A 21,610-nucleotide genomic window follows, 5' to 3' on the forward strand; every position below is an offset into this window, starting at 1 on the left:
ACCCCCTTTCCCCGAACTCCCCCCGAACACACTGGGACTGCGACCCATGACACAGCAGCAGACCGCGGGCGGCGATGTCCGCCTCGCCGGGATCAGCAAGACCTATGGCTCCTTCACCGCCGTGCAGCCGCTCGACCTGACCGTGCCCCAGGGCTCCTTCTTCGCTCTGCTCGGCGCGTCCGGCTGCGGCAAGACCACCACCCTGCGGATGATCGCGGGCCTGGAGGAGGCCACCACCGGCACGGTCTTCCTCGGGGAGAAGGACATCACCGACCTGCCCCCGTACAAGCGGCCCGTCAACACCGTCTTCCAGAGCTACGCGCTCTTCCCGCACCTGGACATCACCGAGAACGTCGCCTTCGGGCTGCGCCGTCGCGGGATCAAGTCGGTCAAGAAGCAGGTCGACGACATGCTGGAGCTCGTCGAGCTCGGCGACTTCGCCCGCCGCAAACCGCACCAGCTCTCCGGCGGCCAGCAGCAGCGCGTCGCCGTCGCCCGCGCGCTCATCAACCACCCGCAGGTCCTGCTGCTCGACGAACCGCTCGGCGCCCTCGACCTCAAGCTCCGGCGTCAGATGCAGCTGGAGCTCAAGCGGATCCAGACCGAGGTCGGCATCACGTTCGTGCACGTCACGCACGACCAGGAGGAGGCCATGACCATGGCCGACACCGTCGCGGTGATGAACGGGGGCCGGGTCGAGCAACTCGGCGCGCCCGCCGACCTCTACGAGAACCCGCGCACCACCTTCGTCGCCAACTTCCTCGGCACGTCCAACCTCATCGAGGGCGAGGTCGTCTCCACCGGCGGCGATCTGGTGGTGGCCGCGGGCGGCGGCAAGCTCACCCTGCCCCGCGAGCGATGTTCCGCCCCCACGACGAGCGGCGGCCGGATCCTCCTCGGGATCCGGCCCGAGAAGATATCCCTGGTCCACGCGGACGACGCGGACTCCATAGCCGTCGGCCGCAACCGCGTCACCGGCCGTATCGTCGACTCCAGCTTCATCGGCGTCTCCACCCAGTACGTGGTCGAGAGCCCGGCGGGCAAGGCGCTCCAGGTGTACGAGCAGAACGTCGACCGGCGCACCGGACTCCTGCCCGGCACCGAGGTGATCCTGCACTGGAACCCCGCCCACACCTTCGGACTCGACGCCGACCAGGACATCGACGCCGGCGTGGAGAGCGTGGAGGACGCGGCGTGAGCCTCACCGAGGCGCCGCCCGCGCCCCCTCCCGGCCGGGGGAGCCCAGGGAGCTCAAGCTCCGCAAGCCCTCCACCCGCAAACGCCTCGTCCCGTACTGGCTGCTGCTCCCCGGCATCCTCTGGCTGGTCGTCTTCTTCGCCCTGCCGCTCGTCTACCAGGCCTCCACCTCCGTCCAGACCGGCTCGCTGGAGCAGGGCTTCGAGGTCACCTGGCACTTCCAGACGTACGTGGACGCGCTGCGCGAGTACTACCCGCAGTTCATCCGGTCCCTGCTGTACGCGGGCACCGCCACGATCCTGTGCCTGCTGCTGGGCTACCCGCTCGCCTACCTCATCGCCTTCAAGGCGGGCCGCTGGCGCAACCTGGTGCTCGTCCTGGTCATCGCCCCGTTCTTCACCAGCTTCCTCATCCGTACGCTGGCCTGGAAGACGATCCTCGCCGACGGCGGAGCGGTCGTGGACGTGCTGAACACCCTGCACGTCCTGGACGTCACCAGCTGGCTCGGCTGGACCGAGTCCAACCGGGTCCTCGCCACGCCGATGGCCGTCGTCTGCGGCCTCACGTACAACTTCCTGCCGTTCATGATCCTGCCGCTGTACACCTCGCTGGAGCGGATCGACGGCCGGCTGCACGAGGCGGCGGGCGACCTCTACGCCACCCCCGCCACCACCTTCCGCAAGGTGACGTTCCCGCTCTCCATGCCCGGCGTCGTCTCCGGCACCCTGCTCACCTTCATCCCGGCCAGCGGCGACTACGTCAACGCCGAGCTGCTGGGCTCCACCGACACCAAGATGGTCGGCAGCGTCATCCAGAGCCAGTTCCTGCGGGTCCTGGACTATCCGACGGCCGCCGCGCTCTCGTTCATCCTCATGGCGATCGTCCTGCTGGCGGTCACCTTCTACATCCGCCGCTCCGGTACGGAGGACCTGGTCTGATGCCCGTACTGCGCTGGATACGCCGGAACCTGGTCGTCATCGCCGGTCTGCTGACCCTCGCGTACATGATCGTTCCGAACATCGTCGTGATGGTGTTCTCGTTCAACAAGCCCAACGGGCGCTTCAACTACGCCTGGCAGCGGTTCTCGCTGGACGCCTGGAAGGACCCCTGCGGCGTCGCCGACCTGTGCGGCTCGCTCTCCCTCTCGCTCCAGATCGCCTTCTTGGCGACGCTCGGGGCCACCGCGCTCGGCACGATGATCGCGTTCGCGCTGGTCCGCTACCGCTTCCGGGCGCGCGGCGCGATCAACTCGCTGATCTTCCTGCCGATGGCGATGCCCGAGGTCGTCATGGCCGCGTCCCTGCTCACGCTGTTCCTGAACATGGGCGCCCAGCTCGGCTTCTGGACCGTGCTCATCGCCCACATCATGTTCTGCCTCAGCTTCGTGGTCACGGCCGTCAAGGCGCGCGTCATGTCGATGGACCCGAGACTGGAGGAAGCCGCCCGCGACCTGTACGCAGGCCCCGTGCAGACCTTCCTGCGGGTGACCCTCCCCATCGCGGCCCCGGGAATCGCGGCGGGAGCGCTGCTCGCCTTCGCGCTCTCGTTCGACGATTTCATCATCACGAATTTCAACGCGGGCTCCACCGTGACGTTCCCCATGTTCGTGTGGGGATCGGCGCAGCGCGGCACGCCCGTGCAGATCAACGTCATCGGCACCGCGATGTTCATCATGGCGATATCGGTGGTTCTCGTCGGCCAGGTCATAGCCGCCCGACGGAAGAACAACGCTCGACCCTGAAAGTCCCGAAGGAGTTGGAAACCATGGCCCCAGCCGCCATGCGTACTGCCGCACGATCACTCTCCGGCGCCAAGCCGGTCTCCTACTGGCTGGACGACCCGGCCAAGCCCGATCCGCTGCCCGCCCTCACCGGCGACGAGCACACCGACCTGCTGGTCGTCGGCGGCGGCTACAGCGGTCTGTGGACCGCGCTCATCGCCAAGGAGCGCGACCCTGACCGGGACGTCGTCCTCATCGAGGGGCACGAGGTGGGCTGGGCCGCCTCGGGCCGCAACGGCGGCTTCTGCGCCGCCTCCCTCACCCACGGCCTGGCCAACGGCGTGGAGCGCTGGCCGGACGAGATCGCGAAGCTGGAGGAGCTGGGGGAGCGCAACCTCGACGCCATCGAGGCCGCGGTCGCCCGCTACGGCATCGACTGCGAGTTCGAGCGAACGGGCGAGATCGACGTCGCCACCGAACCCCACCAGCTTCAGGAGCTGCGGGAATGGCACGAGGAGATCGTGGGGCTCGGCATCACGGGCGTGGACTTCCTGGACCGTGAGGCCCTCCGCGCCGAGGTCGACTCGCCCACCTTCCTCGGCGGGCTCTGGGACCGGCGCGGCGTCGCGATGCTGCACCCGGCGAAGCTCGCCTGGGGCCTGAAGCGGGCCTGCCTGGAGCTGGGCGTACGGATCCACGAGCACACCCGGGGCCTGGACCTGGTCCGCTCCGGATCCGGGATGGCGGTCCGCACCCCGTACGGACGGGTCTTCGCGCGCCGCGTCGCGCTGGGCACCAACATCTTCCCGTCGCTCGTCAAGCGGATCCGCCCGTACACCGTGCCGGTCTACGACTACGCGCTGATGACCGAACCGCTCACCCCGGAGCAGCTCGACTCCATCGGCTGGAAGGGGCGCCAGGGACTGGGCGACAGCGCCAACCAGTTCCACTACTTCCGGCTTTCCGCGGACAACCGGATCCTGTGGGGCGGATACGACGCGATCTATCCGTACGGAGGCCGGCTCAGCGCCGATCTCGACCAGCGGCCGGAGACGTTCCTGAAACTCGCGGAGCAGTTCTTCACCTGCTTTCCGCAGCTTTCCGGACTGAATTTCTCGCACGCCTGGGGCGGTGCGATCGACACCTGTTCCCGCTTTACGGCGTTCTTCGGAACGGCCCATCAGGGGCGGGTCGCGTACGCCGCCGGATACACCGGTCTCGGAGTCGGATCGACCCGTTTCGGGGCCGAGGTGATGCTCGATCTGCTCTCCGGCGAGGAGACGGCACGGACCCGCCTGGAAATGGTCCGCTCCAAGCCGATGCCGTTCCCGCCGGAGCCCTTCGCCTGGATGGGGATCGAGATCACCAAGCGTTCCCTGGCCCGCGCCGACAGCAACGGCGGGCACCGCAATCTGTGGCTGAGGGCCATGGACGGGCTCGGCCTCGGCTTCGACAGCTGAGCCGCTTTTGGCCCAGGTCAGATGCTGTGACCCAGCTCACTACCGATCAGTAGCACCAACCCGCGTCATAGTCGGCACCGAACCCTCTCTCGCATGTGTACGCACCGGCGGAACCCCGCCGGTGCTCACGTCGACGGGAGGCTGGTCATGACTGGCTCGGAAACGAAGGCCGCGGTCGAGTGGCTCACATCGGTGGCGCCGGACCCGGCCGCCTGCCGGTGGGAGTGGGAGCGCAATCCGCAGGGGATCGCGCTCCTCCCGGCCGGCAGGCGCTGGGACGTTCTGATCCTGCCGGGCGAACTGGGCTACCCGACGCTCGACGTCCTCACCCGCCTGATCGACCGTCCGGGCCCCGTTCTCACCGACTTCGGCGAGTCGCGCATGGGCTTCTTCGTCCCGCCGGGCACCGTCTCCCGCTGGATCGGCACCGGGATCAGGGGCTGCGGCCGGGGCGCCTGGATCGTCGTCCCGTACCCGGGGCGGGTCACCGGGGGAGTGCGCTGGCTGGTCCCGCCGGACGGTTCGGGGACCCTCACGGACGCCGGACTCCTCGAACTCGCGATGCACGAGGCGGCGGGCGCGGCCGCCCGGGACGCCCGCGGGGAGCGTCCGGAGGGCTGAGTCGGTCGCCAGAGGTCTTGACAACCTGATTGGTCTGGACCATGTTGTGCGCACGCCAACCCGAATTCCCCCCTGCGCGGAGGCTGTTGTGGAACGCACCGGACCAACTGTCAGATTCTCCAGACTTCTGGCCGTCTGCTCGGCCGGCCTGCTCGCCGCCGGAGCCCTGGTCGCCATGGCCCCGGCGGCAGGCGCCGCCGATGTGGACCTGGCACGCAACGGCGGCTTCGAGGCGGGCCTGGACGGCTGGAACTGCGCGGCCTCCAGCGGCGCGGCCGTCTCCACGCCCACCCGCAGCGGCACCTCCGCGCTCAAGGCGACCCCGGCCGGCAACGACCACGCCAAGTGCTCGCAGAGCATCACGGTCAAGCCCAACTCCTCGTACACGCTGAGCGCCTGGGTGCAGGGCAGCCACGTCTACCTCGGCGCGACCGGCACCGGCACCACCGACGTCTCCACCTGGACCCAGTCCCCCGGTGCGTGGAAGCAGCTCACCACCACCTTCAGGACCGGGCCCTCCACCACCTCCGTGAGCGTCTACACCCACGGCTGGTACGGCACCCCGGCCTACTACGCCGACGACCTCACCCTCGTCGGCCCCGGCGGCGACCCCGTCGTGATCCCGGCCGTCCCCGCCGGCCTCAAGACCACGGCCATCACCTCCTCCTCGGTCGCGCTCTCCTGGAACGCCGTCTCCGGCGCGAGCGGCTACCACGTCTACCGCGGCGGTACGAAGGTCGCCACGGCCACCGGTCCCTCCGCCACCGTGACGGGCCTGTCCGCCTCCACCGCGTACAGCTTCCAGGTCAGCGCCGCCAACGCGGCCGGCGAGTCCGCGAAGTCGGCCGCCGTCACCGCGACCACCACCGCGGGGGGCGGAGGCGGCGACACCAAGCTCCCGCCCCGCGCCCTCGTCGGCTACCTGCACTCCAGCTTCGCCAACGGCTCCGGTTACACCCGGATGGCGGACGTGCCCGCCTCCTGGGACGTCATCAACCTCGCCTTCGGCGAGCCCACCTCCGTCACCTCCGGCGACATCCGCTTCGCGCTCTGCCCGGTCGCCGAGTGCCCGAACGTCGAGTCCGAGGCGGAGTTCAAGGCCGCGATCAAGGCGAAGCAGGCCGCGGGCAAGAAGGTGCTGATCTCGATCGGCGGCCAGAACGGACAGGTGCAGCTCGGCTCCACCGCGGCCAGGGACGCCTTCGTCACCTCCGTCTCGAAGATCATCGACACCTACGGCCTGGACGGCCTGGACATCGACTTCGAGGGCCACTCCCTCTCGCTCAACACCGGCGACACCGACTTCCGCAGCCCCACCTCACCGGTGATCGTCAACCTGATCTCCGCGGTGAAGTCCCTCAAGGCCAAGTACGGCCCGGACTTCGTCCTCACCATGGCGCCCGAGACCTTCTTCGTGCAGCTCGGCTACCAGTTCTACGGCTCCGGCCCCTGGGGCGGTCAGGACCCGCGCGCCGGTTCCTACCTGCCGGTCATCCACGCACTGCGCGACGACCTGACGCTGCTGCACGTCCAGGACTACAACTCGGGTCCGATCATGGGCCTGGACAACCAGTACCACTCGATGGGCGGCGCGGACTTCCACATCGCGATGACCGACATGCTGCTCGCGGGCTTCCCGGTGGCGGGCAACACCAGCCGGGTCTTCCCCGGCCTGCGCCCCGACCAGGTCGCCATCGGCCTCCCGGCCTCCACCCAGGCGGGCAACGGCCACACCTCGCCGGCCGAGGTCAACAAGGCGCTCAACTGCCTGACCAAGAAGACCGACTGCGGCTCCTACCAGACCCACGGGACCTGGTCCGACCTGCGCGGCCTGATGACCTGGTCGATCAACTGGGACCGCTTCAACAACTGGGAGTTCTCGAAGAACTTCGACGCCTACTTCGGCAACTGACCCACCACAGGGGCGCGAGCACGACAGGCCCCAGGCACCAACTGGCCAGCACGTCCAGCGGCCAGTGGTAGCCGTGCAGCACCAGACCGATGCCCGTCGCCGTGGTCAACAGGATCGCGGCGACGGGCATCATCCACGCCCGCGGCCAGGAAGCCTCCCGGAGCCACGACGGACGGGGAGGGCCAGCAGGACCAGGGCGCTCGCCCCGTACGCCACGGCGGCCGTCGCCGTATGACCGGACGGGTAGTAGTTGACCGCCTCGGTCAGCGGCCCCTGCCGGGCGGTCGCCACCTTCAGCGGGATCACCAGCGCGGGCACCGCCGCCATGGTGAGGGCCGCGTACACGGCGAGCCGCCGGGCGCCGCGCCACAGCGCGTACCCGGCCGCGCAGGTCAGCACCGGAAGCGCCACCGGCATCCCGCCGAGATCGGAGAGCATCTGCGTCAGCGGAGCGGGACCGTGACCGAACAGCTCCCCGCCCACGCGCTCGTCGAGCCGCAGCAGCGGACCCCCGACGGCCACCTGCCAGGTGATCAGCGAGAAGAGAACCGCGAGCAGCCCGAGGCCGAGGAAGCGGAGAACGAGAGGGGCCGGCCACCCGGGAACAGGGGGGGTTGTTCCGGGATGGCCGGCGAGATCGGTTCGCCGCGCGCCCCGGGGGGTGTGGGGCGGGCGGCCGTCCGATCGGTGAGGAGTCCCGGAGCCGGAGGCTCCGGTGTGCGCGAACGCACGCCCGGGACGGCGCTGGGGAAGCCCCGGCCCGGCATCGGCCGCGGTTTCCCGCGACCGAGGTGTTTCTCTCATCTGCAGAAACCGTACGGCAGCGGAGGGGCGGCCGACAGTCGACACGGCCTCCCGCCATCGCCCCCGCACACGTTCTTCACAGGCCCTCACCCGGATGGCGGACGGAAGCGGTGAAAGGCCGCCCCCGTCCGGTTCCGAGTTCGAAGTATCAGAGTGTGCCGAACGCCTGCTCGATTACGTCGAGGCCCTCGTTCAGCAGGTCCTCGCCGATCACCAGCGGCGGCAGGAAGCGCAGGACGTTGCCGTACGTACCGCAGGTCAGCACCATGACGCCCTCGGCGTGACAGGCCTTCGCGAGCGCGCCGGCCGCCTCCGGGTTCGGGTCCTTCGAGCCGGACCTCACCAGCTCGATCGCGATCATCGCGCCGCGACCGCGGATGTCGCCGATGATGTCGCCGTTCGGCAGCTTGGCCCGCATCTCGGCGAGGCGGCCCTTCATGACCTCCTCGATCCGCTTGGCCTTCCCGTTCAGGTCCAGCTCGCGCATCGTCTCGATGGCGCCGAGCGCACCGGCGCAGGCCACCGGGTTACCGCCGTACGTACCGCCCAGGCCACCCGCGTGCGCGGCGTCCATGATCTCGGCGCGGCCCGTCACGGCGGACAGCGGCAGACCGCCGGCGATGCCCTTGGCGGTGGTGATCAGGTCCGGGACGATGCCCTCGTCCTCGCAGGCGAACCACTGGCCGGTACGGCAGAAGCCGGACTGGATCTCGTCCGCGACGAACACGATGCCGTTGTCCTTCGCGAACCGCGCGATCGCCGGGAGGAAGCCCTTGGCCGGCTCGATGAAGCCACCCTCGCCGAGCACCGGCTCGATGATGATCGCGGCCACGTTGTCCGCGCCGATCTGCTTGGTGATCTCGTCGATGGCCTGCGCGGACGCCTCGGCGCCGGCGTTCTCGGGCCCGGTCGGCCAGCGGTAGCCGTAGGCGACCGGGACGCGGTAGACCTCGGGCGCGAACGGGCCGAAGCCCTGCTTGTACGGCATGTTCTTCGCCGTCATGCCCATGGTGAGGTTGGTGCGGCCGTGGTAGCCGTGGTCGAAGACGACGACGGCGGTGCGCTTGGTGTGGGCGCGGGCGATCTTCACCGCGTTCTCGACGGCCTCGGCGCCCGAGTTGAACAGCGCGGACTTCTTCGCGTGGTCGCCCGGCGTCAGCTCGGCGAGCTGCTCGCAGACCTCGACGTACCCCTCGTACGGCGTGACCATGAAACAGGTGTGGGTGAACTCCGCGAGCTGCGCGGAGGCCCGCCGCACCACGGCCTCGGCGGAGGCGCCCACGGAGGTCACGGCGATCCCGGACCCGAAGTCGATCAGACGGTTGCCGTCCACGTCCTCGATGATCCCCCCGCCCGCACGGGCGGTGAACACCGGCAGGGTGGAGCCCACACCTGCGGCGACGGCGGCGAGGCGGCGAGCCTGCAGCTCCACCGACTTCGGGCCGGGGATGGCAGTGACGACGCGGCGCTCCTGCGGAATAGCGGTCATGAGGGGCTCCTGGGGGGTGTTTCGGACGCTCTTCTCCTCGCAGGCTAGGGGCGGGGGAGGGGTGCGGGCATGCTCCGATCGGGAGTGGTGGGAGCGTGTCCTTGTCCTCGACGGACAGATGGCGGGCGGGTGACGGGAAGAGGCGGTCCGGGAACCGGGAACGACCATGAGGTTCTGATCCCGGGTACTAGATTGAGCGACTGCACCGAGATACCGCCTTGGCACGTCAGGGGAGCAGTGGCAATGGGCACCGAGGGCACGTACGACTCGCAGCGTGAGCAGGGCGGGCAGGGTGCGGACGATCCCGGCGCGCGGTGGCTCGGCGCCTCCTACGGGAGCGGGTCCGGCGCCGCCGGGGTGCCTCGTCCCACGCCGCCCCCGCCTCCCCTGCCCCCGCTCCCGCCCCGGTCGCCCGCCGCCGTCCTCGATGTGCGGCAGTGGCTCCGGGCGCATCGCGCGGACGCCGAGCCCGGCCTCTGGCGGTACGGGTACCGGCCGAGGCCGGCCGGAGACTCGGCCGAGGTGCCCACCCGCGCCCTGGTCGTGGGGGCGCTCATCTCGATCGCCTGTGGGATCTTCGCGTGGGCCGTCTGGCGCACCGACTACATCGCCGTGCAGCGGCTCCCCCTGAAACTGTTCACCCCCTCCGACTGGTGGCGCGGCGAACCAGGGCAGTCCGCGCGGACGGCCGGCGCCGTCTACAACAGTCTCTTCGCCGCCCTCCTGATCTATTTCTGCGGACGGCTCGGCAACTGGCCGGCGCTGTACCGGAGGCTGGTCATGGACCGGCCCCAACCCGCCAGGGCGCTCGCTGCCGCGCTCACGGGTCTCCTGGTGGTGTGGATCGTCCTGGGCACGAGCCTGCTTCCGTTCTTCTACGCCGTCCTCCACGCGCTGGTGCCGGTCTCCGTGTTCCGAGGCGATCCGGAGACGGCTGCCGTCATGGGGGTGGCCGTCTACGTCCTGATCGGGGCGGCTCTGCTGTGGCCGTTCGCCCGGACCGGCGGATGGCTGGAGTTCTTCCGGAAGCCCGGCCCCGCCGACGCCCCTGCGGAAGCCGAGCCCGAGACGGGGGCGGATCCCGCGGTGTGGCCGCGGCTGAGGGCCGCGGGGCAGCCCGGGGCCGCCGACCGGCTTGCCGCCGAGGTCGCCGCCCGGAGCATGAACGACGTCGACTGCGCCAGGATCGGCCATGCGTGGTCGCGGGTGGAGGCCGGGGCTCTTCCGCCCGGCGTCTTCGTCGACGGAGTGGTGCAGCGCGGGGCGGCGGCCTGTCCGCATCCCTCGGGCGACCGCGATCTCCCGGTCCGCGCCGCCACCCACGATCTGCTGACCGCGCAGGTGCGGATGGGCGCCTACGCGGAACATCCGCGCAATCCCTCCGCCCGGAGGGGTGCGGGAGCTGCTCTGGACCCTTCGGTCCTCGGTACCTCGCTCCTGGCAGTCGGCCCCCACGGCTTCGATCGGACGCGACGCCTGGTGAGGCCGGTGGTGGAGTCGCTCTCCCTCCAGGCACTGGCCGGGCGGGCGGCCGTGGTCGTCGTCTCCGCCGAAGGCGTCGAGCTGGGCCCCGAGGCTTCCTACGACGTCGTGGTGAAGATCGGCGACGCGGACTCGGTGTACGACCTCGACCTCTACGGCGGGATCACCGACCCGGACGAGGCCGCGATGCTCCTGTCGGAGGCCTTCACCGGCGATCTGCCGGATGTGGACAGCCGTCGGGCCGCCGTCACGCTGGGCCAGCTGATCGGCCCGTTCAACGCCGCCCGCGGCCGCTTCCCGTCGCTGCCGGAACTGCGGGAACTGCTCGACGGCGGTCGTCAGGTGCTGGACCTGCTCCGCGACGACCTCCAGCCCGAGGAACATCGTTCCTACCTGCGGGAGGTCGACGCACGCGAGCGCCAGCTGGGTACGTCCGCAGACCTCAGCGGAGTGCTCGCGGACCGGATCGCCTTCCTCGACAGGCCCGCCTTCAGCACCTTCTTCGACACCCGGGGCCGGTCCAGGCCCTTCTCCCTGCGCGCCCTGGAACATCCGGTGCGCGTCCGGATCGTGCTCCCGGAGCGAAGCCACCCCGAGGCCTCGCGCATCCTCACCCGTCTGGTCTTCGCCCAGTTCGTCTCCAGCGTCGGTGCGCGTCGGGACGCCTCGCTCTTCGCCGCGCTCGTACTGGACGATGCCGCGAGCGCGATGACCACCGACTCCGTCCGGGCGGTGCAGCGTCTGCGCCAGCTGAACGCCGGGGCGGTCCTGGCCGTACGCTCCCTCGACGACGTGGGGCCGCATCTGCACGCGGCGCTGCTCGGCGCGGTTGGCTGCCTGATGACGTTCCCCGGCATCACCACCTGGGAAGGCACCCGCTTCGCCGAAGCCTGGGGCAAGGAATGGGTGGAGACCCGCGAGGTCGCCCAGCACACCGTCTTCGCCGACCAGCCCTTCACCCGCGCCCTGCACGCCCTGCGCAAACTCGTCACCGGCAAGGCCGTGACCACGGACGCGGTGACCGTACGGCAGGTCGAGCGGGAGCGCTGGTCCGCCTCGGAGCTGGCGTACGCGGTGCCGGCCGGGCACGCCGTCCTCTCGCTCACCACCGTTCAGGGCGAACACGAACCCCCCCTCCTCGTCCACCTCGACGGCTGAGACACCTACCGGGAGCACGTGGCGAAGAACGAGTATCGGGAAGCGGCGGAGGGAAGGACGGCCGGCAGCGGTGGCCGAGAGCCGCTACCGGCACTCTGCCGCCCTGGCAGAATCGGAGACAGCCGTTCATACGCGACGGCGAAATTCGGTGTCACCGATCCGGCCGGCGATCCCGCCGTCCGCAGGCTGACACCGCGACCTCGTCCCCGACCTTGAGGGTTCCCGGCCCATGCCCCCCACGCTCGCCTCGCTCGTCCAGCACTCGGCGCTCAAGCTCACCGTGCGGGCGGGCGCGGACCGGCTCGGCACCCCCGTGCGCTGGGCCCACGCCAGTGAGCTGGCCGACCCCGTCCCGTACATGGACGGCGGCGAACTCCTCCTCGTGACCGCCACCAATCTCGACGCCGACGACCCCGAGTCCATGCGGCGCTACGTGCGGCGGCTGGCCGGGGCCGGGGTCGCCGGGGTGGGGTTCGCGGTCGGGGTGAACTACGACGCCATCCCGGCCGCCCTCGTGGAGGCAGCCGAGGAGGCCGGGCTGCCGCTCCTGGAAGTCCCCCGCCGCACCCCGTTCCTCGCCATCAGCAAGGCCGTCTCCGCGGCCATCGCCGCCGACCAGTACCGCGCGGTCACCGCCGGCTTCGAGGCCCAGCGCGAGCTGACGAAGGCCGCGCTCGCCGGGGACGGGCCCGCCGACCTCCTCGCCCGGCTCGCCGCCCACATCGACGGCTGGGCCGCGCTGTACGACGCCTCGGGCGCGGTCCTCGCCGCCGCCCCCGACTGGGCCGCCCGCCGCGCCGCCCGCCTCACCCCCGACGTCGAACGCCTCCGGGACCGCCCCGCGCCCGCCAGCGTCGTCGTCGGCGACAGCGAGGACCGGGTCGAGCTCCAGTCGCTGGGCACCGGCCGCCGGGTCCGAGGCGCGCTGGCCGTCGGTACGGGAGCGGCGCTCGGGACCGCCGAGCGTTACGCCGTGCACTCCGCCGTCGCCCTGCTCACCCTGACCACCGCCCGCTCCCGCTCCCTCCAGGGCGCCGAACAGCGCCTGGGCGCGGCCGTCCTGCGCATGCTCCTCGCCGGACAGCCCGACCACGCGCGGGCGGTCGCCGGCGACCTCTACGGCGGGCTGCTCGACGCCCCGTTCCGGCTGCTCATCGCCGAGACCGCCGCCCCCGCCGGGTCCGAGCTGCTCACCGAGACCATGGAGGCCGCCGCCGCCCGCTCCGGCGAGGCGCTGCTCCTGGTCCCCGAGGGCGATCGCGTCGTCGTGCTCGCCGCGGACGGCGGCTCCGCCGTCGCCGCCTGCGCCGCCTACGCCGGGGCCCAGGACGACCGTGCCCCGCGCGAGGGCGGCGCCGAGGACAGCGACGTCGTGGTCGGCCTCTCCGCCCCCTCGGGCCCGATCGCCGTCTCCGCCGCGTACAAGCAGGCCGAACAGGCCCTCTCCGTCGCCCGCAGGCGCGGCAGGGCGCTGGTCGAGCACGAGGAGCTGGCCACCGGCTCGGTGCTGCCGCTGCTCGCCGACGACGCGGTGCGGGCCTTCGCCGACGGCATGCTCCGCGCGCTGTACGAGCACGACGCCAAGGGCCGCGGCGACCTGGTGGCCTCCCTGCGCGCCTGGCTCTCCCGCCACGGCCAGTGGGACGCCGCCGCCGCCGACCTGGGCGTGCACCGGCACACCCTGCGCTACCGGATGCGCCGAGTGGAGGAGATCCTGGGGCGCTCGCTGGACGACCCGGACGTCCGCATGGAGCTGTGGCTCGCCCTCAAGACGACCGAGGCGGCGACGCCCGCCGAGGGATAGCCCCGGGGCTACTCCTCGCATCCCGCCGGGCCACCCGTAAGCCCCTGGCCAAATCGGAGCAGCGGAGGCCCCGCCCACTCCACCCCGGACAAACACGATTCATGCCTCCCCGCCCTACCGTGGGACCACAGAGGGAGCCTCCCGGGCGCCCACGACCTTCGTCACGACTTCGGTCGCGACCTCCTCACGACCTCCTCACGACCTCCGAAGGGCCGGAACCTCCATGACTTCGCCCCACGCCTTCTGGGTGGCCGGCCGCCGGGCCACCGGTGCCGACAGCTTCGACGTCACCAACCCGTACGACGGACGCCTCGTCGGCACCGTCAGCGTGCCGACCGACGCGCAGGTCGAGGAGGCCGTCGCCGCCGCCCACGCGGTGCGCGACGAGTTCGCCGCCACCCCGGCGCACGTCCGGGCCGCGGCCCTCGACCACGTCGTACGGCGGCTGACGGAGCGCACCGAGGAGATCGCCCAGCTGATCTCGGCGGAGAACGGCAAGCCGATCAAGTGGGCCCGCGGCGAGGTCGGCCGGGCCGTGTCCGTGTTCCGGTTCGCCGCCGAGGAGGCCCGCCGCTTCAACGGCGGCGAGGCCCAGCGGCTCGACACCGACCTCGGCGGCACCGGCCGCCTCGGCCTGACCCGGCGCTTCCCGCGCGGGGCCGTCCTCGGCATCGCGCCCTTCAACTTCCCGCTGAACCTCAGCGCCCACAAGGTCGCCCCGGCCATCGCCGTCGGCGCCCCGATCATCCTCAAGCCGGCCCCGGCCACCCCCATCTCCTCCCTCGTCCTGGGCGAGCTGCTCGCCGAGACCGACCTCCCGGCCGGCTCCTGGTCCGTCCTGACGGTCCCCAACGACAAGATGCCCGCACTCGTCCAGGACGAGCGGCTCCCGGTCATCTCCTTCACCGGCTCCGGCCCGGTCGGCTACGCGATCATGGAGTCGGCGCCCCGCAAGCACTGCACCCTGGAGCTCGGCGGCAACGGCGCGGCCGTCGTCCTCGGCGACTACGCGTCCGAGGCCGACCTCGACTGGGCCGCCACCCGGATCGCCACCTTCTCCAACTACCAGGGCGGCCAGTCCTGCATCTCCGTGCAGCGCGTCATCGCCGACGCCGCCGTCTACGACCGGCTCGTCCCCAAGATCGTCGCCGCCGTCGAGGCCCTGGTCACCGGTGACCCGGCCGACGCCGCCACCGACGTCGGCCCCCTCGTCAGCGAGGACGCGGCCAAGCGCGTCGAGTCCTGGGTCGACGAGGCCGTCCAGGGCGGCGCCGAGCTGCTCACCGGCGGCAAGCGCGACGGGGCCACCTACGCCCCGACCGTCGTCGCCGGCCTCCCCGACGGTGTGAAGCTCTCCTGCGAGGAGGTCTTCGGCCCGGTCATGTCCCTCCAGAAGGTGGACGGCGAGGCCGAGGCGTTCGCCGCCGTCAACTCCTCCGCGTACGGCCTCCAGGCCGGCGTCTTCACCCACGACCTCCAGACCGCCTTCCGCGCCCACCGCGCCCTGGAGGTCGGCGGCGTGATCATCGGCGACGTCCCCTCGTACCGCGCCGACCAGATGCCGTACGGCGGCGCCAAGCAGTCCGGCGTCGGCCGCGAGGGCGTCCGCTACGCCATGGACGACTACACCTACGAGCGCGTCCTGGTCCTCACCGGCCTCGCCCTGTAACACCCCGGACGACCCCGCCCGCGCCCCCGCCTGGACAGCGGGTGCGGGCGGGGGCGCGAAACGGACGGCCCGAACCCAACTGTGCGGGGGTTCGGGCCGTCCGCGTATCCGTGCGCGGGCACTCGTGCGGGTGCCGAACCACGGGTACACGGGTTACATACGGACCAGTAAGCAGCGACTAGCAGTCCGTGCGTCCAGGTTCAGGGTCCATCCGTCCGGTGGCGCGCGGCGAGGTGAGGTCCCTCATGTCCGCACCACACAACACCCCCCAGGCACCCGGGGCGCCCAAGGTCACCGAGCGCGAGGCACGACGGGTCGCCGAGGCCGCCCGGGAGCAGGACTGGCGCAAGCCCAGCTTCGCCAAGGAGCTGTTCCTGGGGCGTTTCCGCCTGGATCTGATCCATCCGCACCCCCTGCCGCCGCCCGACGACATCCGGCGCGGCGAGGAGTTCCTGGCGCGGCTGCGCACGTTCTGCGAGACGCGTGTCGACAGCGCGCGGATCGAGCGCGAGGCGAGGATCCCCGACGAGGTGATCGCCGGGCTCAAGGAGCTGGGCGCGCTCGGGATGAAGATCGAGACCAAGTACGGCGGGCTCGGCCTCACCCAGGTGTACTACAACAAGGCGCTCGCCCTGGCCGGCTCGGTCAGCCCCGCGATCGGCGCGCTGCTCTCCGCGCATCAGTCGATCGGGGTACCGCAGCCCCTGAAGATCTTCGGCACCCAGGAGCAGAAGGACGTCTACCTGCCCCGGCTGGCCACCACCGACATCTCCGCCTTCCTGCTGACCGAGCCGGACGTCGGCTCCGACCCGGCCCGCCTCGCCACCTCAGCGGTGCCCGACGGCCCGGACTACGTCCTCGACGGCGTGAAGCTCTGGACCACCAACGGCGTCGTCGCCGACCTCCTCGTCGTCATGGCCAGGGTCCCCGCCTCCGAGGGCCATCCCGGCGGCATCACCGCGTTCGTCGTCGAGGCCGACGCCCCCGGCGTCACCGTCGAGCACCGCAACGCCTTCATGGGCCTGCGCGGCATCGAGAACGGCGTCACCCGCTTCCACCGGGTCCGGGTGCCCGGGGCCTGCCGGATCGGGCCGGAGGGCGCCGGTCTGAAGATCGCCCTGACCACGCTCAACACCGGCCGCCTCTCGCTGCCGGCGATGTGCGTGGGCGTGGGCAAGTGGTCCCTGAAGATCGCCCGCGAATGGTCCGGCGTCCGGGAACAGTGGGGCAGGCCCGTCGCCCGGCACGAGGCGGTCGGCGCGAAGATCTCGTTCATCGCGGCCACCACCTTCGCGCTGGAGGCCATCGTCGACCTCTCCTCGCAGATGGCCGACGAGGACCGCAACGACATCCGCATCGAGGCCGCCCTCGCCAAGCTGTACGGCTCCGAGATGGGCTGGCTGATCGCCGACGAGCTGGTCCAGATCCGCGGCGGCCGGGGCTTCGAGACCGCCGAGTCGCTGGCCGCCCGCGGCGAACGCGCCGTGCCCGCCGAGCAGATGCTCCGGGACATGCGGATCAACCGGATCTTCGAGGGCTCCACCGAGATCATGCACCTGCTGATCGCCCGCGAGGCCGTCGACGCCCACCTCAAGGTCGCGGGCGACATCATCGACCCCGACAAGCCGCTCTCCGCCAAGGCGAAGGCGGGCGCGAACGCCGCCGGGTTCTATGCCCGCTGGCTGCCCAGGCTCGTCGCCGGGCCGGGACAACTGCCGCGTACGTACGCCGAGTTCCACCCGACCGGGCACCGCGACCTCTCCGGTCACCTCCGATACGTCGAACGGTCCTCGCGCAAGCTGGCCCGGTCCACCTTCTACGCCATGTCCCGCTGGCAGGGGCGGATGGAGACCAAGCAGGGTTTCCTCGGCCGGATCGTCGACATCGGGGCGGAACTCTTCGCGATGAGTGCCGCCTGCGTCCGCGCCGAGCACCTGCGCGGGGCGGGAGAGCACGGCCGCGAGGCCTACCAGCTCGCGGACGCGTTCTGCCGGCAGGCCCGCATCCGGGTCGAGGAGCTGTTCACCCGCCTGTGGTCCAACACCGACGACCTCGACCGACGCGTCGTCGACGGCGTCCTGGCGGGGACGTACACCTGGCTGGAGGAGGGTGTCGTCGACCCCAGCGGCGACGGCCCCTGGATCGCGGACGCCACACCGGGCCCGTCCGTCCAGGAGAACCGGCACCGCCCGGTGCGCTGAGCCCCGGGGCCGACCGGGGTGCGTCCGCCCCGTCCACGCACCGGACGCACCCCGTACGCCCCGCCCGCGGCCGGGCAGGATGAGGGCCGTGACCGTCATCGACATCCCCGGCTCCAAGTCCGTCACCGCCCGCGCCCTGTTCCTGGCCGCCGCGGCGGACGGCACCACCACCCTGCTGCGACCGCTGCGCTCGGACGACACCGAGGGCTTCGCCGAAGGCCTGAAGAGCCTCGGCTACACGGTCGACCGGGAGGCCGACCGCTGGCACGTCGAGGGCCGCCCCGCCGGGCCCGCCGTCCCGGACGCCGACGTCTTCTGCCGCGACGGCGCGACCACCGCCCGCTTCCTGCCCACGCTCGTCGCGGCCGCCGCCTCCGGCACGTACCGCTTCGACGCCTCCGCCCAGATGCGCCGCCGCCCGCTCGCCCCGCTCACCCGCGCCCTCACCGCCCTCGGCGTCGACCTGCGCCACGAGGCGGCCGAGGGGCACCACCCGTTGACCGTCCGGGCCGCCGGGGTCGAGGGCGGCGGAATCGTCCTGGACGCGGGGGAGTCGTCCCAGTACCTCACCGCGCTGCTGATGCTCGGACCGCTCACCGCGCAGGGGCTGCGGATCGAGGTCACCGAGCTGGTCTCCGCGCCGTACGTCGAGATCACCCTCGCGATGATGCGGGACTTCGGCGTGGAGGTACTGCGGGAGGGGAACACCTTCACCGTCCCTTCCGGCGGCTACCGGGCCACCGCGTACGCCGTCGAGCCCGACGCCTCCACCGCGAGCTACTTCTTCGCCGCCGGGGCCCTCACCGGCCGCGAGGTCACCGTTCCCGGCCTCGGCACCGGCGCGCTCCAGGGCGACCTGCGCTTCGTCGACGTCCTGCGGGACATGGGCGCCGAGGTGGAGGTGGGGGCCGACGCCACCACCGTCCGCTCCACCGGACGGCTCCGCGGCCTCACCGTCAACATGCGCGACATCTCCGACACGATGCCGACCCTCGCCGCCATCGCCCCCTACGCGGACGGGCCCGTGCGGATCGAGGACGTCGCCAACACCCGGGTCAAGGAGTGCGACCGGCTGGAGGCGTGCGCCGAGAACCTGCGCGCCATGGGCGTCACCGTCCGCACCGGGCCCGACTGGATCGAGATCCACCCCGGCACACCGCATCCGACCCGGATCGCCACCCACGGCGACCACCGCATCGTGATGTCCTTCGCGGTCGCCGGACTGCGCACCCCAGGACTGACGTACGACGACCCCGGCTGCGTACGCAAGACGTTCCCGCGCTTCCACGAGGTGTTCCAGGGCTTCGCGGACGGCCTGGTGGGGCGCTGACGGGAGGGGCGGCGCGGCCCACACGGGACGCGCTGTCCCCGCACACAGCCGGAGCGGCAACAATGGGGGCATGAGCGACAGCCCCGCCCCCCTCGCCGATCCGCATCTCGTCTTCGACGCCGCGGACGGCCGCCGGGATCTCGTGATCCTCGGCTCCACCGGGTCCATCGGCACCCAGGCCATCGACCTGGTCCTGCGCAACCCCGACCGCTTCCGGGTCACGGCGCTCTCGGCCGCCGGCGGCCGGGTCGCCCTGCTGGCCGAGCAGGCCCGCCGGCTGCGGGTCGACACGGTCGCCGTCGCCGTCGAGGACACGGTCCCCGCCCTGCGCACGGCGCTGCGGGAGAGTTACGGGCCCGGCGAGCCGCTCCCCGAGATCCTGGCCGGACCCGACGCCGCCACCACCCTCGCCGCGAGCGCCTGCCACACCGTGCTCAACGGCATCACCGGCTCCATCGGGCTCGCTCCCACCCTGGCCGCGCTGAAGGCGGGCCGCACGCTCGCCCTCGCCAACAAGGAGTCGCTGATCGTCGGCGGCCCGCTGGTGAAGGCGCTCGCCGCCCCCGGCCAGATCATCCCGGTCGACTCCGAGCACGCCGCGCTCTTCCAGGCGCTGGCCGCCGGCACCCGCGCCGACGTCCGCAAGCTCGTCGTCACCGCCTCCGGCGGACCCTTCCGGGGCCGTACGCGCGAGGAGCTGGCCGACGTCACCCGGGAGCAGGCGCTCGCCCACCCGACCTGGGCGATGGGACCGGTCATCACGATCAACTCCGCGACCCTGGTCAACAAGGGGCTGGAGGTCATCGAGGCGCACCTCCTCTACGACATCCCGTTCGACCGGATCGAGGTGGTGGTCCACCCGCAGTCCTACGTGCACTCCATGGTCGAGTTCAGCGACGGCTCCACGCTCGCCCAGGCCACCCCGCCGGACATGGGCGGCCCCATCGCCATCGGCCTCGGCTGGCCCCAGCGCGTCCCGGACGCCGCCCCGGCCTTCGACTGGACGAAGGCCTCCAGCTGGGAGTTCTTCCCGCTGGACACCGAGGCCTTCCCGTCGGTCGGCCTCGCCCGGCACGTGGGCGGGCTCGGCGGCACCGCGCCGGCCGTCTTCAACGCCGCGAACGAGGAATGCGTGGACGCTTTCCTCGCCGGACAGCTGCCCTTCAACGGAATCATGGATACGGTCACCGCTGTGGTGTCCGAACACGGCACCCCCGCCCCGGGAACCTCGCTCAGCGTCGCGGATGTCCTCGAAGCGGAAACGTGGGCCCGCGCACGGGCCCGGGAACTCTCGGCGAAAGCGACAGCGGAGGCGCGCGCATGAGTCTGACCTCGGTCCTGCTGACGGTCCTGGGGATCGCCGTCTTCGTCGTGGGCCTGCTCTTCTCCATCGCCTGGCACGAGCTGGGCCACCTCTCCACGGCCAAGATGTTCGGCATCCGGGTGCCGCAGTACATGGTCGGCTTCGGCCCGACGATCTGGTCGAAGAAGAAGGGCGACACGGAGTACGGCATCAAGGCCATCCCGGCCGGCGGCTACATCCGGATGATCGGGATGTTCCCGCCGGGACCCGACGGCCGGCTCGAAGCCCGCTCCACCTCGCCCTGGCGCGGCATGATCGAGGACGCCCGCTCCGCCGCCTACGAGGAGCTGGAGCCGGGCGACGAGAAGCGGCTCTTCTACACGCGCAAGCCGTGGAAGCGCGTCATCGTGATGTTCGCCGGCCCCTTCATGAACCTGATCCTCGCGGTCGCCATCTTCATGGGCGTCGCGATGACCTTCGGCTTCCAGACACAGACCACCGAGGTCGCCGGCGTCCAGCAGTGCGTGATCTCGCAGAGCGACGAGCGGGAGACCTGCAAGGACGGCGACCCGGTCTCGCCCGCCAAGGCAGCCGGCCTCCAGGAGGGCGACAGGATCGTCGCCTTCGACGGCAAGAAGGTCGACGACTGGGCGACGCTCTCGGACCGCATCCGCGAGACCATCGGCCCCGCCACCCTCGTCGTCGAGCGCGACGGCGAGGAAGTGACCCTCGACGCCGTCCTGCGCGAGAACGCCGTCGCGAAGAAGGACGGCAACGGCCAGGTCGTCCCCGACCAGTTCATCAAGGCGGGCTACCTGGGCTTCGCCGCCCGGACCGAGATCGTGCCGCTCTCCTTCGCCGACTCCACCGTCCGCATGGGCGACATGATCGAGAACGGCGTCGACTCGATGATCGCGCTGCCGTCCAAGATCCCGGCCCTCTGGGACGCCGCCTTCAGCGACGGCCAACGGGCCGACGACTCGCCGGTCGGCGTGGTGGGCGCGGCCCGGATCGGCGGCGAGGTGATGAACCTCGACATCCCGGCGCAGAACCAGGTCGCGATGATGCTGTTCCTGCTCGCGGGCTTCAACCTCTCGCTGTTCCTGTTCAACATGCTGCCGCTGCTCCCGCTGGACGGCGGGCACATCGCGGGCGCGCTCTGGGAGTCCCTGCGGCGCAATGTGGCCAAGGTCTTCCGGCGCCCCGACCCCGGCCCGTTCGACGTGGCCCGGCTGATGCCGGTCGCCTACGTGGTCGCCGGACTCTTCATCTGCTTCACACTGCTGGTCCTGGTGGCCGACATCGTGAACCCCGTCAAGATCTCCTGATCACCCCTTCCGCCCCACAGGTGTCGGCCGGGCGCACACCCCGTGTCCGGCCGCTCACCAACGGGTGGACTTGTCGACACGGTGCGTCCGTCCCGCCTCCGGTGCCGTAACCTCGAAGGCTGGAGCCCGCCG

13 protein-coding genes and 2 pseudogenes are annotated in these 21,610 nt (G+C 71.5%); 13 read left to right on the forward strand and 2 right to left on the reverse strand.

Going from position 1 to position 21,610, the window contains the following annotated elements; translation table 11 throughout:
- The first annotated feature begins 46 nt into the window (after nt 1-46).
- The 6 genes and pseudogenes from AC3CH1_RS20840 to AC3CH1_RS20865 all read left to right on the forward strand — a co-directional run bounded on the left by AC3CH1_RS20840 (nt 47) and on the right by AC3CH1_RS20865 (nt 6,910).
- Nucleotides 47-1,198 carry an ABC transporter ATP-binding protein gene (locus tag AC3CH1_RS20840; protein ID WP_488464282.1) on the forward strand — a complete coding sequence of 384 codons (1,152 nt, stop codon included), beginning with the start codon at nt 47-49 and terminating at the stop codon, nt 1,196-1,198.
- Nucleotides 1,195-2,135: pseudogene (locus tag AC3CH1_RS20845) on the forward strand (ABC transporter permease). Before AC3CH1_RS20840 ends, AC3CH1_RS20845 begins: the two are co-directional and overlap by 4 nt.
- Entirely contained in the window at nt 2,135-2,938 is an 804-nt protein-coding gene (locus AC3CH1_RS20850; protein WP_488464283.1) for an ABC transporter permease, read from the forward strand. Before AC3CH1_RS20845 ends, AC3CH1_RS20850 begins: the two are co-directional and overlap by 1 nt.
- A 23-nt stretch (nt 2,939-2,961) precedes the next feature.
- A complete protein-coding gene (locus AC3CH1_RS20855; RefSeq protein ID WP_488464284.1) occupies nt 2,962-4,377 on the forward strand; it encodes an NAD(P)/FAD-dependent oxidoreductase in 1,416 nt (471 codons plus the stop codon).
- A gap of 147 nt (nt 4,378-4,524) precedes the next feature.
- The gene (locus AC3CH1_RS20860; RefSeq protein ID WP_488464285.1) at nt 4,525-4,998 is read left to right on the forward strand and encodes a bifunctional DNA primase/polymerase; all 474 of its coding nucleotides are present in this window, start codon (nt 4,525-4,527) and stop codon (nt 4,996-4,998) included.
- A gap of 88 nt (nt 4,999-5,086) precedes the next feature.
- A complete protein-coding gene (locus AC3CH1_RS20865; RefSeq protein WP_488464286.1) occupies nt 5,087-6,910 on the forward strand; it encodes a chitinase in 1,824 nt (607 codons plus the stop codon).
- Here the strand turns inward: AC3CH1_RS20865 and AC3CH1_RS20870 are convergent.
- Nucleotides 6,861-7,393 (reverse strand): annotated as a pseudogene (locus tag AC3CH1_RS20870) (phosphatase PAP2 family protein). The gene AC3CH1_RS20865 and the pseudogene AC3CH1_RS20870 overlap by 50 nt on opposite strands.
- A gap of 469 nt (nt 7,394-7,862) precedes the next feature.
- A complete protein-coding gene (gene gabT / locus AC3CH1_RS20875; RefSeq protein ID WP_488464287.1) occupies nt 7,863-9,203 on the reverse strand; it encodes a 4-aminobutyrate--2-oxoglutarate transaminase in 1,341 nt (446 codons plus the stop codon).
- A 243-nt stretch (nt 9,204-9,446) separates the two neighbouring features.
- On the opposite strand from gabT, the gene AC3CH1_RS20880 reads away from it, so the two are divergent.
- The 7 genes from AC3CH1_RS20880 to AC3CH1_RS20910 all read left to right on the forward strand — a co-directional run bounded on the left by AC3CH1_RS20880 (nt 9,447) and on the right by AC3CH1_RS20910 (nt 21,478).
- Nucleotides 9,447-11,843, forward strand: a complete 2,397-nt coding sequence (locus AC3CH1_RS20880) for an ATP/GTP-binding protein (RefSeq protein ID WP_488464288.1) — start codon at nt 9,447-9,449, stop codon at nt 11,841-11,843.
- 229 nt (nt 11,844-12,072) lie between these two features.
- The gene (locus tag AC3CH1_RS20885; RefSeq protein WP_488464289.1) at nt 12,073-13,647 is read left to right on the forward strand and encodes a PucR family transcriptional regulator; all 1,575 of its coding nucleotides are present in this window, start codon (nt 12,073-12,075) and stop codon (nt 13,645-13,647) included.
- 223 nt (nt 13,648-13,870) lie between these two features.
- Complete coding sequence (locus tag AC3CH1_RS20890) at nt 13,871-15,316, forward strand: aldehyde dehydrogenase family protein (RefSeq protein ID WP_488464290.1); 1,446 nt, start codon at nt 13,871-13,873, stop codon at nt 15,314-15,316.
- A gap of 245 nt (nt 15,317-15,561) precedes the next feature.
- Complete coding sequence (locus AC3CH1_RS20895; RefSeq protein WP_488464291.1) at nt 15,562-17,517, forward strand: acyl-CoA dehydrogenase family protein; 1,956 nt, start codon at nt 15,562-15,564, stop codon at nt 17,515-17,517.
- 88 nt (nt 17,518-17,605) lie between these two features.
- Nucleotides 17,606-18,847: a 3-phosphoshikimate 1-carboxyvinyltransferase gene (gene aroA, locus AC3CH1_RS20900; protein ID WP_488464292.1), complete on the forward strand. Its 1,242-nt coding sequence runs from the start codon at nt 17,606-17,608 to the stop codon at nt 18,845-18,847.
- Nucleotides 18,848-18,917: 70 nt separating this feature from the next.
- Nucleotides 18,918-20,171: a 1-deoxy-D-xylulose-5-phosphate reductoisomerase gene (dxr, locus tag AC3CH1_RS20905; RefSeq protein WP_488464293.1), complete on the forward strand. Its 1,254-nt coding sequence runs from the start codon at nt 18,918-18,920 to the stop codon at nt 20,169-20,171.
- Nucleotides 20,168-21,478 (forward strand): M50 family metallopeptidase, encoded by a 1,311-nt coding sequence (locus AC3CH1_RS20910; RefSeq protein ID WP_488464294.1) that lies wholly within the window; start codon nt 20,168-20,170, stop codon nt 21,476-21,478. The genes dxr and AC3CH1_RS20910 overlap by 4 nt, the downstream gene beginning before the upstream one ends.
- Nucleotides 21,479-21,610: the final 132 nt, after the last annotated feature.

It is taken from the genome of Streptomyces sp. MGP-P1 (assembly GCF_057766565.1).

What these genes read in the sequence shown, in the direction of transcription:
- AC3CH1_RS20840 (WP_488464282.1), top strand. Translation starts at nt 47, where the DNA reads ATGACACAGCAGCAGACCGCGGGCGGCGATGTCCGCCTCGCCGGGATC.
- AC3CH1_RS20850 (WP_488464283.1), top strand. Translation starts at nt 2,135, where the DNA reads ATGCCCGTACTGCGCTGGATACGCCGGAACCTGGTCGTCATCGCCGGT.
- AC3CH1_RS20855 (WP_488464284.1), top strand. Translation starts at nt 2,962, where the DNA reads ATGGCCCCAGCCGCCATGCGTACTGCCGCACGATCACTCTCCGGCGCC.
- AC3CH1_RS20860 (WP_488464285.1), top strand. Translation starts at nt 4,525, where the DNA reads ATGACTGGCTCGGAAACGAAGGCCGCGGTCGAGTGGCTCACATCGGTG.
- gabT (WP_488464287.1), bottom strand. Translation starts at nt 9,203, where the DNA reads ATGACCGCTATTCCGCAGGAGCGCCGCGTCGTCACTGCCATCCCCGGC.
- AC3CH1_RS20880 (WP_488464288.1), top strand. Translation starts at nt 9,447, where the DNA reads ATGGGCACCGAGGGCACGTACGACTCGCAGCGTGAGCAGGGCGGGCAG.
- AC3CH1_RS20885 (WP_488464289.1), top strand. Translation starts at nt 12,073, where the DNA reads ATGCCCCCCACGCTCGCCTCGCTCGTCCAGCACTCGGCGCTCAAGCTC.
- AC3CH1_RS20890 (WP_488464290.1), top strand. Translation starts at nt 13,871, where the DNA reads ATGACTTCGCCCCACGCCTTCTGGGTGGCCGGCCGCCGGGCCACCGGT.
- AC3CH1_RS20895 (WP_488464291.1), top strand. Translation starts at nt 15,562, where the DNA reads ATGTCCGCACCACACAACACCCCCCAGGCACCCGGGGCGCCCAAGGTC.
- dxr (WP_488464293.1), top strand. Translation starts at nt 18,918, where the DNA reads ATGAGCGACAGCCCCGCCCCCCTCGCCGATCCGCATCTCGTCTTCGAC.
- AC3CH1_RS20910 (WP_488464294.1), top strand. Translation starts at nt 20,168, where the DNA reads ATGAGTCTGACCTCGGTCCTGCTGACGGTCCTGGGGATCGCCGTCTTC.